This window comes from Bacillus sp. MD-5, assembly GCF_002201875.1.
In the GTDB taxonomy this organism is placed as follows: Bacteria; Bacillota; Bacilli; order Bacillales; family Bacillaceae; genus Bacillus; species Bacillus stercoris.
The window spans coordinates 3,134,787-3,149,244 of the sequence record NZ_CP021911.1 but is presented as its reverse complement, the minus strand read 5'-3'; the positions used below and the strand labels follow the sequence as shown (position 1 = coordinate 3,149,244).

The following is a 14,458-nucleotide window of genomic DNA, read 5'->3' as shown; positions in this document are numbered from 1 at the left end:
ATGGATTATCGACGTGATGACCAAAACGATCAACATCAAACAGAACCTTCACATACAGAACAGTCTAATACAGAAAACCAGAAGCTGATAGGACATTCTGAACAAGAATTGCTTGACGCGCCTGTGTCGTATGATGCGGGACGGCAGGAAACAGCTTCTGCGTTAGAAATGGAAAAGCAAGAAACGGCTGTGAAAAAAGAAAAGAAGCGGAGAGCCGCATGGCTAAGCCCGATTTTAGGCGGTATTATCGGCGGGGGCCTTATGCTTGGCATCGCGCCTTATCTGCCGTCAGACCAAAATCAGGCGACCGAGACCGCTTCTGCAAATAAACAGGTGCAGTCTGATAATTTTACTTCGACACCGATAACGAACGCTTCAAACGTCGCTGATATGGTAGAGGATTTAGAGCCGACGATTGTCGGAATTTCAAATATCCAAACCTCTCAAAATAACACATTCGGCACGGGCGGCGGCTCCAGCTCAGAAAGTGAAAGCGGAACCGGGTCAGGTGTTATTTTCAAAAAAGACAGCAATAAAGCGTATATCATTACAAACAACCATGTCGTTGAAGGCGCGAACAAGCTGACTGTTACGCTATACAACGGAGAAACGGAAACTGCCAAGCTTGTCGGCAGCGATGCCATTACTGATTTGGCGGTTTTGGAAATCAGCGGAAAGAACGTCAAAAAAGTGGCGAGCTTTGGTGATTCTTCACAGCTGCGCACGGGCGAAAAGGTAATCGCTATCGGCAACCCGCTCGGACAGCAGTTTTCCGGTACGGTGACACAAGGCATCATTAGCGGGCTGAACCGGACAATTGATGTGGATACAACACAGGGCACGGTGGAAATGAACGTGCTGCAAACTGATGCAGCGATCAATCCGGGGAACAGCGGTGGTCCGTTAATCAATGCAAGCGGCCAGGTCATCGGCATCAACAGCTTGAAGGTGAGCGAAAGCGGTGTGGAATCACTCGGATTTGCGATCCCAAGCAATGATGTCGAGCCGATTGTTGACCAGCTGCTGAAAAATGGAAAAGTGGATCGTCCGTTTTTGGGCGTGCAAATGATTGACATGGCGCAAGTTCCTGAAACCTATCAGGAAAATACGCTCGGCTTGTTTGGGGATCAATTAGGTAAAGGTGTTTATGTAAAAGAAGTTCAAGCGAATTCACCTGCGGCAAAAGCAGGCATAAAATCTGAGGATGTTATTGTCAAACTAAACGGTAAAGACGTGGAAAGCAGCGCGGATATCCGCCAGATCCTTTACAAAGACTTAAAAGTCGGAGATCAAACAACAATCCAAGTGCTGCGAAATGGAAAAACGAAAACGTTGAACGTGACACTGACGAAGCAGACAGAAAGCAGCTCAAGCTAAGAAGAAAACAAAAAGCTGAACCCAATTAAGGTTCAGCTTTTTTGCTATCCTAAATAAGAGGAAAGCATCCACACTTGTTTTTCAACTTCTTCAATTAATCCGACAAATAAGTCCGCTGTCGCATTGTCTTGATTTTCTTCAGCCAGGCCGATCACGAATTTAGATTCGCTGCTGATTTGTTTGTAGTCGTTAACCAATGCTTGTACCATTTCTGAGGCTGATGTTTCGTTTCCGCCGTCTGTGATAGATGCATGCTCAGCGTATTCTTTCACTGTGGCAACAGGCTGCCCGCCGATCGCCAGCAGGCGCTCAGCGATGGTATCGACTGTTTCCGCCGCATGGTCATAAAGTTCTTCAAATTTCTCGTGCAATGTAAAGAAATGAGGTCCTTTCACATACCAATGGAAACGGTGGAGCTTAGAGTATAAAAGAAACCAGTTTGATAATTGTGTGTTCATTGAATTCTCAACTAATGTTTGATTTGTTTTTGCGTTTTCGGTTTTCATAAGATAACGTCCTCCTTGTGATCTGTTGACTTAATTATATCATATACTAAATAAAAATCAATACTAAATTATAATAATTATAATTTAAGTCAGCTGAATAGTTTTTTCTTCAGAATAGATTCCCACGCAGACCAAGGAAAAAGCGATCGGAACAGCAGGGTAAGCTTGATGCCTTTTCCAATCGGGTATCGCAATTTTTTTAAATGCTTTGTTGTTGCCAATTGATAAATGAGGTCGGCAACCTCTTGGGGATCTCCGCTTTCTTCTCCGTTTTTTTCAACGTATGAAAGGATCTTTTTATAGTATTGATGATAGGCTGAATCGTCAGCAGGCACCGACATAAAATTTGATAATGAGGTTGACCAGATCGATGTCTTGTATGAGCCTGGCTCGATCAAAGCGGTTTCGATACCGAACGGAAGCAGCTCGATACGCAGGCTTTCAGAAAAACCTTCTAATGCATGCTTGGAAGCTACATAGGGCGAGAGCGCAGGGAACCCGGTCAGTCCGCTGATGCTGCTCACGTTTATAATCTTTGCGCCGCCATGCTTTCTTATGTAAGGCAGCACGGTTTTTGTCACATGGATCACTCCGAAGACGTTCGTTTCAAATTGTTGTCTGAAATGTTCCATCGGCACATCCTCGATAAATCCTCCATAAGCCGTTCCAGCATTGTTGACGAGTAGGTCGATCGGGGCGTAAGCACTAATGGCTTTTCCGAATGAGATTATAGATTGTTCATCGGTGACATCAAGAGCCGTAATGAGAATGGAATCAGACACATTGTGTGCTGCAGCCAATTCCCGAAGCTGTTCCGCTTTTTCAGGCTGTCTTGATGTGGCAATCACGAAAAATGATCGGGCGAGCCTTACTGCCGTTTATAAAAAAGAAGAAGGGAAAGCTGCTCCTTAAGCGAAGAGTAGCTGTTTTACGAGTGCCTTTTTGAATTTCAATTCCCTACCATAGTCCAAAGGCTCATCGGCTAAAGATTGATGTCACTTGCTTCTAATCTTAATAGGCTAGAAACTTTTTCAGAAAGGTTGACAACTGATTCATGGGAAAAACTGTAGCTTTCCAATCGGTAGCCGGTTTCATTTTAATCTTTTCTGATGCAATCTAATAGAGATGAGTAAACGCGGAGCATTTTCGGACTAATACGATCGGATCGCGGCAGATCAGATGTTTACAGTTGTACCCGGACGAAAATCTTGGACAGAAATAAAGTATGTCTCCTTCAGATTCTGCAGCAGCTTGAGTTTCACCTGCTGTTGCGGCCATGAACACAAAGTATTTGGGCATCGATGTCCGGGTCGCCGTATGACCTCCTACGGTTTTCCTCGGGTGGCTGTCCCTTTGCAACAAAAATCCGCTACCTTCCTTAGTTGCTTTTTAAGTTTCCTCTACTATTGTTATGCTCTCATTAGAGGTCAAAAGGTGGAGTATTTTCGATAGAAAGTGCCACTGGTTATCGCCCGAGATGTATGAGTTCTTCCCACAATACTATTAAGGGTTTTTGAAGGAGTTAATTTGAACAGCATAAATCAGTTTGCCAAAAAAATAATAATCAGTTTCAGTATCGTACAAAAATCCGGTTCTTTAAGTAAATATCCACGTTAATACCATTGATCGTATAGGCGTATTTAAATGTAATCAATGGTTTTTTATTTTATTACAAAATAATTGAAATATATTACATTTAATTCTATAATGTATAAAAATAGGATTTTTGGGGAGAGTTGCAAATGGAGAGTCTAGTAAACACTAGGAATAGAGACTTAACTTTTCAATCAACAAAAACAAGACGAAATAAGCTTTTATATGATTGGCTGACAGAAACCGATCATATGAAAGTCATGGGACGGACGTTTAAAAGCATTCCACATCGTTATGTTTCTGCGGCATATTCAGTAGAGTCCACTTCCCCCCTTCCAAAAGAGGAACAATATAAAAAACTGTTACACCTTGGTTCTTATAACTATTCTGGACTCAATGGTCATCACCTAGTATTAAAAGCATCTAAAGAAGCATTAGAAAAGTACGGAGTAACAACAAGTGGAGTTAGACTACTAAACGGGACAACTGACTTACATGTTGAATTTGAAAAAAAACTTGCGAACTTCCTTGGTGTAGAAGACGTGTTAACGTATAGTAGCGGATTTTCAGCAAATGTATCTGTGATTTCAGCTCTTTGTTCAGAAAAAGATGTCATATTATCTGATGAATTGAATCATCAATCTATTATTGATGGCATTAAATTATCTGGAGCTAAATATATTAAATATAAACATAGAGACTCGGACAGCCTAAAAGGTGCTCTAGAGGGATTGCCATACGTTCAGAGAAAGTTTATTATCACAGATGGCATTTTTAGTATGGATGGTGATGTAGCTAAGTTAGACGAACTTGTTTTATTAGCCGAAAAATACAATGCATTTATTATCGTAGATGATGCGCACGCAACCGCAGCTTTTGGACCTTATGGCAGAGGGACGCCATCTCATTTTAAAGTTGAAAAAGAGATTGATATACTAACTGGAAGCCTAAGTAAAGGATTACCGGGTGTTGGTGGATTTGCTGCTGGATCAAAAGAAACAATAGATATTCTTCGCTGGGGATCCAATGGCTATATGTTCTCTGCATCATTACCACCGTCAGTTATCGGAGGTTTAATTGCAGCTATTGATATTCTAGAGAAAAATCCGGACATCCAGGAAAAGTTACACGAGAACGAAAAGTATTTAAGAGATGGCATTCAACAAATAGGACTTAATGTTTTGCATAGTGAATCACCTATTATTCCAATTATTCTTCCAGATCGCAACACAACTTTACGTTTTGCAGACTTACTTCATCAAGAAGGTGTTTACGTTAACCCCGTTTTCTTTCCAGCCGTTTCAAGAAAACTGCCTAGACTCCGCTTAAATACGAGTGCAGCCTTAGAAAAATCCGATCTAAATTACACATTAAATGCAATTGAAAAAGTTGCGTTGTCTATTCTGAAATAAGGAGTGTAAATATGAATTGGATAATGGACAGGCGAAAAGATTTAAAATGGATTATCGGCCCGGCAGTAATCAGTTTTATTGTGGTTATTTTATATTATGGTATGACGGCTTTGGGATTAGGAGTAACTTTAACCCTGGGCATTCTTTATTTAAGTTGGACATTATTATTTGACGGCACCCATGTTTTTGCTACATATACAAGAACATACTTTGATAGAGAGTTCCGAAGCCAAAATAATAAAGCTTTACTTTATAGTCTATTGATCTTAGTTGTTGGTCCCTTACTCATTTTATTTTTCTATTTAACACAGGGGATAGGGGCCACAAGAGCAGCTGCAATCACATTTAATCGCTTTGGTTTGCTCTATGCCTATTATCACTTAATTAGACAGCATTGGGGTTTTATTTCCTATTACAGAGGAAAAAACGGAGAGAAAGATCTAAAAACAAAGAGATATGATGCGTTCTTGATAGGATTCGGGAGCTTATACCCACTTTTTCAAAATCACCTACTATACTATCATCCTTTTTCATTAGCAGAACGCTTTTCAGTTTCCTATTTGTATTGGCAACAGACCGCAAATTCCTCACTTTTAATCGGTCTCTGTTTAGTGATAGGATGTATGTTTTTAAAATATTTTAAAAACATCGAAAAAAATAAGGTTATGAAAATTTTATTTAAAAGTTCTTTTGTATTCTTAGGGATTTCTGTTTTTATTCATCTTGCTCTAATGTATGGTTTATCTTCCGTATTAAAAACATTGGCTACTATATCATTGGTTGGTTTTTTCCTATCTGCAGTTTTTGCAATATACCATGCAGTATCAAATCTAAAACATAACTCTTTCAACTTACCTAAATGGTTACTAATTGGTGCTGTTTTAATAACTCATAATGTTATATTGCTGATTAATGTTCCTATCACTATTCCATTTATAGCCCTAACAATATTTCATAATATTCAATACCATCGGTTTATAAGGTTTCATAATGTAAATAAATATTTAGTTAATGAAGGAAAAGTAAAGTTTGGTTTAGCTTTTTCAGTTACTGAAAAATTAATTTTATTTGTAGTCTTGGCTTTTTTGTTTGATATGTTCATAACTCTTCCGAGAGCAATAAACAATCAGATAATGACTTATGAATTGCTGAATTACACATTAGGTGCTTTATTTTGGGGAGTGGCTTTTCATCATTATATTTTGGACGCTTTTATTTGGAGCAGGAGAAAAAATAAAGATCTTAGTCAAACTTTGAAAATTCAACAGGATATTCAAGTAAGACATGGAGGTTAACAACTATATGAATTTGGAGTTTAAAAATTGGAGCGAAAGATTCAAGAATGAATTAACAGATTTAGGGATATTTTTTGAGGATGGAAGAATGCCTATATCACCAATAATTTTAAAGAAAGAAAAAATATATGAGTGGGAAAAAGAACTTCCCAAATTATTAGAGTTGGGACGCAAGGTTACATTTAATAATAAATCTCAGGTGCGACCGGATCATAAAGAAATTGCGGAGTTATATAAGAATGAGTCTATTCCTGGAATCATGCGTCCAGATGGAATATTAGTTGATGATCAGCTTAAGATAATTGAAATGAATATTGAATCTGCAGTAGGAGGGACATGGGAAGTTGATTTCATTCAGTATTGGATACAACAGAATCCATTAAGTCAGGCACCAAGTCATGCTGAATACCCCAGTGTAAAAGACGGAATAAAGAGATTTTTAATCGATATAAAAAGAGAGAGTCAAACAAATATTAAGGAAGAAGAAATCAATATTGCACTTATGGGGTTTAATGATTTCGATCAATTTTATAAAGATTTAACGGAAGAAATGGTTGAATGGATTGAAGAGGCTGTTGGAATTAGAGCTTTTTTTGTTACACCGGAGAATTTAAGGGCAGCAGCAGATTACATTACTGATGGTATACGAAATTATCATATATTATACCGAATCGGAACGTTGGTACATCCTCAGGAAAAAGTAAAGGAAATGATTCGAGTTATAAAAGAAGCATGGAACACCGACACAAGAGTTTACTCAAATCCTGCGGATCTTTTTATGGATCATAAAGGGATTGTTGCTGAACTGAGTGAGCAAATAGAAAATAATGGCCGTTTAACATCGTGCGAAATTGATTTAATCAATAAATATATCCCTTGGACACGGACAATTAAGAAGAGGGACGTTATTTACAAGGGCAAACAATACAATCTTCTTGATCTTATCCTCTCGAATAAAAACCAATTTGTCATAAAAAGATCGCATTCGCATGTTGGTGAATACGTTTTTATAGGAGCTGAAACAAAGGATGATAGATGGGAAGACTTAGTTCATAAAATAGGTATGGATTCTACTCAGTGGATTGTACAGGAAAACCTAGAATCACCTTTTTATGATTTTCAATATTATCATTCTACAAAAGGAATTATTACTGAATCTAAAAGGTTTACGCTAAGTCCTTATATATTCGGGTCACATTTGGGAGGGGTTTTAGTCAGAATAGAGGATGACTCTAATAAACGAGTATTAGCATTACCTTCAAATAGTTGTATGAGCTCAACGGGAGTGGCTGTCTTATGATTGTACAAAATGAGATGTACTCAATTGATCAAAGAAAGATGAAGCAAGGTATTGAAAAGAAACAAATTTATTTTGATGGTAAAACACCTATACCCGTTTCTTTAACTCCTTTTTTAATTGATAAATGTAAATATGATCACCTAGTATCTAAATCAGAACTCGTTTTAGAAGCGATGGAAACATTTTTGCGAATCTATATTGAATATGAAGATATTCAGAAGCAGTTTCCTGAGTTATCAGTGTTTAGAGAACTGAGTAAGGTAAAACCTGAATATAAATATTGGATACACTTGGCACGATTTGATGTAACTGAAACAATTGACGGCAGTTTTAAACTTATGGAAACAAATTGTGATTGTCCAGGTGCGATTCTTTGGGTTTCTTATATTAAACAAATATACGAAGATCTTGACATTTTTAAAGAAATCTCGAGTAAATATGAAATAAATGCACAGGCTACAGATGATCCGCGACTCTTTATAAAGAGCCTTATAGATGTGTATAAAGAAGTAACTGGAAAGAACCAAGATCCCAATATTGGTTTTTTAAGTAGTGAGTATCATCCTGTGCTTACTGATTTGGATTTGCTTGAAAAACTTGCTGCTTCTATGGGACTTTCAGCAAAACATATACCTATTCAAAAATTGCAGTCTGTTGAGAATCTTCCTGGTTGGGATAATAAACCTCTTCAGATGGCGTTCCATAAATTTGACGCATTTATAGATGAAAATGACCAATTTAAATACTGTCTTTACGAAGAATCAGTGTCAGAGGTAGAAGAGTATTGGAATGGATTAAAAAACAATCAATTTATTTATGTTAATTCATTTCCATCTGCAATGGTCGCCGAAAATAAAAGAATATTATATCTATTAAAAGACAAACACATTCAATCTTTTTTCTCTGAGAAACAAAAAGAGGCTATTGATATGTTGATTCCAGAGACATTTTCTCTAACATCGCAAAAACTCGACCAAGTAAAAGAGGTTATAAATAATAAAGATCAATACGTTTTAAAGCGAGTTATTGATACAAGGGGTAGAGGAGTTATCTTGGGGAAATTTTGTCCTGCTGATTTATGGAGTAAACATGTTAACCAAGCTATAGATAAACCTTTCATTATACAAAAATATATAGATCAATCAAAGAAAATAATCATTAATCCCAATGTAGATCCTACCCAGATAAGTGTATATCAAAGCTTAGCGTTATATTTAATAAAAGGGAAAGCGTCTGGACTTTTATGCCGTTCATCTATTGATCCTATTACAAATGTCGGTAAAAGGGGAGCTGTTCAACCAGCGTATATCATTAGTGAAAGGGAGATTTAATGTCTACAATTATTCATATGTCTAAAGCATATTCGATTGTGAATGTATCTGTTAAAGATAAGGAGAATTTAGAGTGCTCTCTAGATGTCATAATGGAAGGGCTAGAGGATATCTATCGTAATTTTAATTTTGATAACAATAACGAAAACAGAAAAAGAGTAGATAATCTTATTGAGAAAAGTTTAGAAGTCCCTGAAGGAACGTTGTTACTTGCAAAAGCGGACCAGAATATTATCGGATACTCTTTTTCAGGTAAGAGGGTAAATGAAATAACCGGTCTTCGGTACCCATTTATTTACGCATTGTGGGTGCATCCTGACTGGAGAGCAAAGTTTGTCGGGGTAAGGTTATTAGAGAAAAACATCCAGTTATTAGAGCAAAGAGGCTTTAAATTGGTAGCAGCACAGGTGAATTATAATAACAAAATTAAAGAAACATTAGCTCCACGCTTTAAATTTGAGCCGAATAGCTTAATTTATACACTTTCTTTAGCTGATAAAAAGGAGAATGAAATTGATTCATAATGATTACAGGCGATCATTTTATTTGCTATTGAGCAGTCAGTTATTTGCTATCTTGGGTAATGGAATCAGTCGTTTTTCTATAGTGTGGTGGATAACAACAGCTTATCATTCAGGAATCATAACATCGTTTCAAATGATTGCTGCCACTTTACCTGGAATAATATTGGGGCCTCTTTTAGGTCCCCTAATTGATAAGCTTTCCCGCAAAAATATTCTGCTTTTTTGTAATGTGTCAAATTTAATTATTTTATTCTGTCTTTGGGTTCTTTTTAATTTTTCTTCAGTGAATTTGATTGCATTAACTTTATATGGTTTTATAGCCAGTTCTTTACTATCGATGCAGCAACCCGCACTAATTTCAAGCTGTTCTAGTATGGTATTGGAGCAAAAGAAAGGAAAATTAGCGGGTTTGCAAGAATTGCTAAATGCTTTAGGGATGGTCTTTTCACCAATAATCGCGGGCTACCTTATAGTGGTCCTAAAAATTCAGCAAATATTGTTTTTAAACCTGAGCTTTTTTATGTTAGCTGTTGTGTTATTAGTTTTTACAAATGTGCCTAAAAAAGAATTTGGTAAAGAGGATCATAATCATTTTCTTAGTGAACATATTGTAATGCTATATGAAGGTTTTCAATTCATTAAAAAGCGTAAATTATTAAAAGCATTACTATTGTTGTTTTTTATAGTCAATATTTGTTGTGCTGTACAACCAATTCTCCCTTTGTATGTAACAAATGATCTTTTAAAGGGACCTGTTACCTTAGCCCATTTGGAACTGTCACTTGGAATTGGACTTATAATTGGTAGCATCCTGAATGCTTTATTAATTATCCGAAAAGAAAAAGAAAAAGTAATTTTATTTAGTTTGATTGTTTGTGCTCTTATAGAAATGGGACTTGGTCTTTTTGTAGACGTTTCTTGGTCCACTTTATTGATCGGATTCTTTGGATTTGTTCTTCCATTTATAAATGCAACAAGTACATCTATATGGCTGGAGGTTGTTCCTAACCATTTACAAGGTAGAGTATTTAGCATAAGAACAACTTTTGCTCAAATGGGAATACCTATTGGATTTTTATTAGGGGGGGCTTTAGCTGATATAACAAATGCTTCCATTGTGTTTATAAGCGGTGGTCTGCTTTTATTACTTACAGCAATCTTTTTTAAATTAAGCGGTTCATTACGTACTTTAAACATCGAGTCCCAAAAAAGAATACAAGAGACGTTGTAGTTTTCTCAGTCCTTTAAGGAGATGATTTTATGAAACAAAATTTTGATATTGTAGAGAAGTTTGATCTTTGGAATGAGTATTGTGAATACTGGATAGACCACTCACCTTTATTATCTCAAAAGGATATCCAAAGTTCTAAAGATGAACGTGCAAAAGCAGATGTTATTTTAAACGGTTTTATAAGCACTTATCTGCTTCTGTCAGCTGTTGAAATGAACTTGTTTGATGTACTACATGAAACTCCTTTAGATTTGCCGGAATTAAGTAAAAGACTCAATGTTCCAGAAACAAATGCATATCGTTTAGTATATATGTTAGAAAAAATGCAGCTAGTTACTATTAAAGAAAAAATAGAAGTAACGGACTTTTCGAAGAAGTTTTTTATTCCTGCCTCAAATAGTTTTGAACCTTATTTGTGGCCAAGAATCGGATTCACACGACTTTTTTTAAAAAAGTACGGTCCTATTTTCTCAGAGATGGTAAAGACAAATGTCCAATTTGATGAGATTCATTGGCCACCAAAAAATGAGATAGAATCAAGAAATTTTGAACCTATTATGACGGCGGAAGTACCTTACTTAGCTTCCTTTTTATCGCAGCACTTGCTTTCTAATTCACAGAAAGATGTAACCATGCTAGATGTTGGTGGCGGAGATGGAACTATGGCTTCTATATTAGTTAAGAAACATCTTGATTTATACATCGATATTTTAAACCTTCCTAGTGCCTGTTCCATTATTGAAGAAACTTTAAGCAGATGGAATACAATGTCTAAAATAACTGTCTTTCCAGCAAATTTTTTGCAGGATAAGTTCCCTCAAGGATATGATAAAATTTTATTTTCAAGGGTTCTAGTTGATTGGGAAGATGCAGTTGTATGTATGTTGTTAAAAAAAGCTTTTAATGCTTTGAAACCAAAAGGAGAAATTTACATACTTGAACGTATAAACAAACCTGATGGGATCAGTCGTTCTTGGTTAACATTTATGGCTATGGGGATTGAAGCTCACGTTTTTGCCAGGTCTTTTGATGAATGGGAAAAATTGTTGGGAACAGAGGGTTTTTCAAATATTTCAAAAATTACAGACGGATCATTTGAAGGTTATGGTATTATTAAAGCAATAAAATTAAAGTGAAAAGCATTCAAATAAAATGAGTGTTTTCTCAATATTTTAGCAGAGGTGTTTTCATATGTTGCGCGTAGAACAGGTTACAGGAGGTTATAAGCGTAATAAGATGGCAAACCACAATATTTCTTTTCAGATTGATAAAGGGGAAATAGTTGGTTTAGTTGGGCTAAATGGTGCGGGGAAAAGCACGATCATTAAGCACATCTTAGGTATCTTAAAACCCACTGAAGGCCGTGTTACACTTGATGGTGTGTCATTAAGAGATGATCCCTCCTATTTTAGGCCGCGTATTTCCTATATCCCTGAAGTTCCGCAATTATATCAAGAATTAACTCTTTGGGAACATTTGGAATTCACTGCATCAGCTTATAAAATGAAAAGAGATAAATTCGAATTAAAAGCGGCCGAACTGTTAAAAAAATTTAGAATGGAAAAAAAAATAAATGATTACCCGCAGACTTTTTCGAAGGGGATGCAACAAAAGGTTATGATTCTTTGTGCCTTCTTGGTTGAAGCAGTTTTCTTTATTATTGATGAACCCTTTGTTGGGCTAGACCCTTTAGCAATTGATACATTAATTGATTTAATGGTTGAAATGAAACAGAGGGGAATGGGAATCCTTGTTTCTACTCATATTTTAACTATGGCTGAAAAATATTGTGACCGTGTTGTTTTCTTACATGAGGGAAAGGTTAGGGTGCAAGGAACCATTCAGGAAATTCAAGATCAGATGAAAATGAATGATGTTTCATTAGAAGAAATGTTTATTGGGGTTGTGAAAAATTGAGTTCACTATGGGGGAAATTGTTTAAAAGACGATTGAAAACTCAATGGGAAAAAGAAAGAATTTATCTTTTTCGAGTATTCAGCAATAGCGGCGTATTCATAGTTTTCGGAGTGTTGATGTATTTATATGTAAAATTGTTTAAATGGTTTGATCAGATTGTAACGGGCAGGTTTGAATTTATTTTATTTTTTTCTATTATAATGGCGATTTTTCTAACAAGGAATCCACTCACAACCTTTTTACGTGAAACAGATATTTACTTTATGCTACCGGCTGAATCAGAGTTGACCCCATATTTTAAATATGCTTTTTATCTTAGCTTGTTTATCCAAGTACTAAAAATTATTGTGTTAATGTTTATTCTGTATCCATTATTTCAAAGCAAGACAGGTGATCATATACTGTTTTTAACAACATGTATAATCTTGCTTTATTTAAAATACTTAAACATGAAAGCTGTTTTTTATGTAAATAAAGAAATCTTTCTTGTTCAGTTTACTATAAATGTTGTATTGCTAAATCTTTTCTTTTATCACCTTCTGTTGTTTTTGCTTATGGTTGGGACTATAAGCTATATTTTGATAACCAGGCAGACATACATATTGCCAAGCGATATGTGGATTATCCAAATCAACAAGGAACAAAAGCGAAAGTCATTTTATTATACTTTTTTGAACTTGTTTATTGATATACCGAGTGTGCAACATCGTGTTAGAGAAAGAAAGTATTTGTTCTTTTTGATTAAAAGATCTTCGTTTATTTTCCTAAACCCTTTTTTATATTTATTGATTCGCTCTTCGTTAAGATATGGGGAGTTTTTTGGCATCTATATTCGCTTCTCATTTGTCATGTTGATTGCTTTGGTATTCACAACAAACCCTGTTTTAACCGTTTGTATTACGCTGTTGGGATTATTTCTAACAACATTACAAGTACTTCATAATTTCAAGCCTAACTTATATCCGTTAATACTACGTACATATCCAATAACAAATAGAGATGTGAAACTTGGACTTGAATATATTGTGTTTTCATTACTTTTACTTCAAATCTTTTCTCTGTTATTGTTGTTGATTTCAGGTAGTATTGAAATTCAAAATATATTGTTATTACAAGCATTATCCCTTGCTGTAGCCTATATTTTAAGTTTCTGGTATGTTCCCAAAAAGGTAAAAGATATATTTAACGATTAAAACTCTGATTCCCTATAACATCGTCTCAAGATTTCGGTTGTGTTTGGAAGTAGTGTCAAATTTTTTGGACTCGAGCTCTTGAAAAGAAAGTACTCTATTACTTATCAGTATATATCCTGTTGGTGACAATTTAGCTGTCCGCCCCGTCTTTACTGATTCGGTGGTATCCTACTCCAAACCGGCACAGATCACAAGCGGAATCGATAACTTTATTATTGAACTCTATTTAGATTTAATTAAGGGAGAGTGGCCTTTTGATAAGTTCTATTGGAGTATCAGATGTTTATATTGTGTTTGGGAGGAAGGGCTATGGAGCTTCTGCCTGCCATTAAAGATATACCCAAGGATTTAAGAGAAGGCTCTCACCCTTGGTATATTGCATAAAATATATTTTATAACAAGAAAGCAACAATGAAATCTCATAAAAAAGAATATTGATCCCGAGAAAACAGTTCGTCATATTCAAACAATACTAAGTTCTTTTCAACCCAAACATGAACACAAAATTGCAGGTTGTGCGTATTTAAGGAGTCAATTTTTTGATGAAACATAGTGATCATTTTATATTAGTTACTGACACTTCCAGATTTCCAAAATCTTCTCTCAACCCTAGGCCTAGGCCGCCGTCAGTTTATTTATCGATCTTATATAGGATTCAACTGTTTTTGCTTTATTTCTAGATACAATAGCAGCATGTCCTACACCACCAATGAATCAGCTACCAGAGTTAACCTCATAACTAACTATACATCTACTTTGGTGCCCAATAATCCTAAAAC

Annotated in this window: 11 protein-coding genes and 1 pseudogene; 10 read left to right on the top strand and 2 right to left on the bottom strand. The window is 35.8% G+C overall.

The genetic code is table 11. The features are described 5' to 3' along the window. On the top strand, nucleotides 1–1,377 hold the full coding sequence (htrB, locus tag CDO84_RS15975) for a serine protease Do-like protein HtrB (RefSeq protein WP_040081867.1): 1,377 nt from the start codon (nucleotides 1–3) through the stop codon (nucleotides 1,375–1,377). Between the two features lie 44 nt (nucleotides 1,378–1,421). Here htrB and mrgA read toward each other — a convergent pair whose 3' ends face one another. Both mrgA and CDO84_RS15965 read right to left on the bottom strand, forming a co-directional pair. After that, complete coding sequence (gene mrgA, locus CDO84_RS15970; protein WP_014665328.1) at nucleotides 1,422–1,883, bottom strand: metalloregulation DNA-binding stress protein MgrA; 462 nt, start codon at nucleotides 1,881–1,883, stop codon at nucleotides 1,422–1,424. A gap of 89 nt (nucleotides 1,884–1,972) precedes the next feature. Then, nucleotides 1,973–2,758 (bottom strand): annotated as a pseudogene (locus CDO84_RS15965) (oxidoreductase); the annotation flags it as partial. A gap of 867 nt (nucleotides 2,759–3,625) precedes the next feature. On the opposite strand from CDO84_RS15965, the gene CDO84_RS15960 reads away from it, so the two are divergent. From CDO84_RS15960 to CDO84_RS15920, 9 genes are read left to right on the top strand one after another with little or no spacing between them, the layout of a single operon-like run. After that, nucleotides 3,626–4,888: an aminotransferase class I/II-fold pyridoxal phosphate-dependent enzyme gene (locus CDO84_RS15960; protein ID WP_014480818.1), complete on the top strand. Its 1,263-nt coding sequence runs from the start codon at nucleotides 3,626–3,628 to the stop codon at nucleotides 4,886–4,888. A gap of 11 nt (nucleotides 4,889–4,899) precedes the next feature. Then, a complete protein-coding gene (locus CDO84_RS15955; protein ID WP_040081869.1) occupies nucleotides 4,900–6,183 on the top strand; it encodes a hypothetical protein in 1,284 nt (427 codons plus the stop codon). 7 nt (nucleotides 6,184–6,190) lie between these two features. Next, on the top strand, nucleotides 6,191–7,483 hold the full coding sequence (locus CDO84_RS15950) for a hypothetical protein (protein ID WP_040081870.1): 1,293 nt from the start codon (nucleotides 6,191–6,193) through the stop codon (nucleotides 7,481–7,483). After that, a complete protein-coding gene (locus CDO84_RS15945) occupies nucleotides 7,480–8,814 on the top strand; it encodes a glutathionylspermidine synthase family protein (RefSeq protein WP_040081871.1) in 1,335 nt (444 codons plus the stop codon). Before CDO84_RS15950 ends, CDO84_RS15945 begins: the two co-directional genes overlap by 4 nt. Then, nucleotides 8,814–9,338: a GNAT family N-acetyltransferase gene (locus tag CDO84_RS15940; protein WP_014480814.1), complete on the top strand. Its 525-nt coding sequence runs from the start codon at nucleotides 8,814–8,816 to the stop codon at nucleotides 9,336–9,338. Before CDO84_RS15945 ends, CDO84_RS15940 begins: the two co-directional genes overlap by 1 nt. After that, the gene (locus CDO84_RS15935) at nucleotides 9,328–10,569 is read left to right on the top strand and encodes an MFS transporter (RefSeq protein WP_040081873.1); all 1,242 of its coding nucleotides are present in this window, start codon (nucleotides 9,328–9,330) and stop codon (nucleotides 10,567–10,569) included. The genes CDO84_RS15940 and CDO84_RS15935 overlap by 11 nt, the downstream gene beginning before the upstream one ends. 29 nt (nucleotides 10,570–10,598) lie before the next feature. Beyond that, complete coding sequence (locus CDO84_RS15930; RefSeq protein WP_040081874.1) at nucleotides 10,599–11,705, top strand: methyltransferase; 1,107 nt, start codon at nucleotides 10,599–10,601, stop codon at nucleotides 11,703–11,705. A 55-nt stretch (nucleotides 11,706–11,760) separates the two neighbouring features. Further along, nucleotides 11,761–12,486, top strand: a complete 726-nt coding sequence (locus tag CDO84_RS15925; protein WP_040081876.1) for an ABC transporter ATP-binding protein — start codon at nucleotides 11,761–11,763, stop codon at nucleotides 12,484–12,486. Further along, nucleotides 12,483–13,679: an ABC transporter permease gene (locus tag CDO84_RS15920; protein WP_040081877.1), complete on the top strand. Its 1,197-nt coding sequence runs from the start codon at nucleotides 12,483–12,485 to the stop codon at nucleotides 13,677–13,679. The genes CDO84_RS15925 and CDO84_RS15920 overlap by 4 nt, the downstream gene beginning before the upstream one ends. Nucleotides 13,680–14,458: the final 779 nt, after the last annotated feature.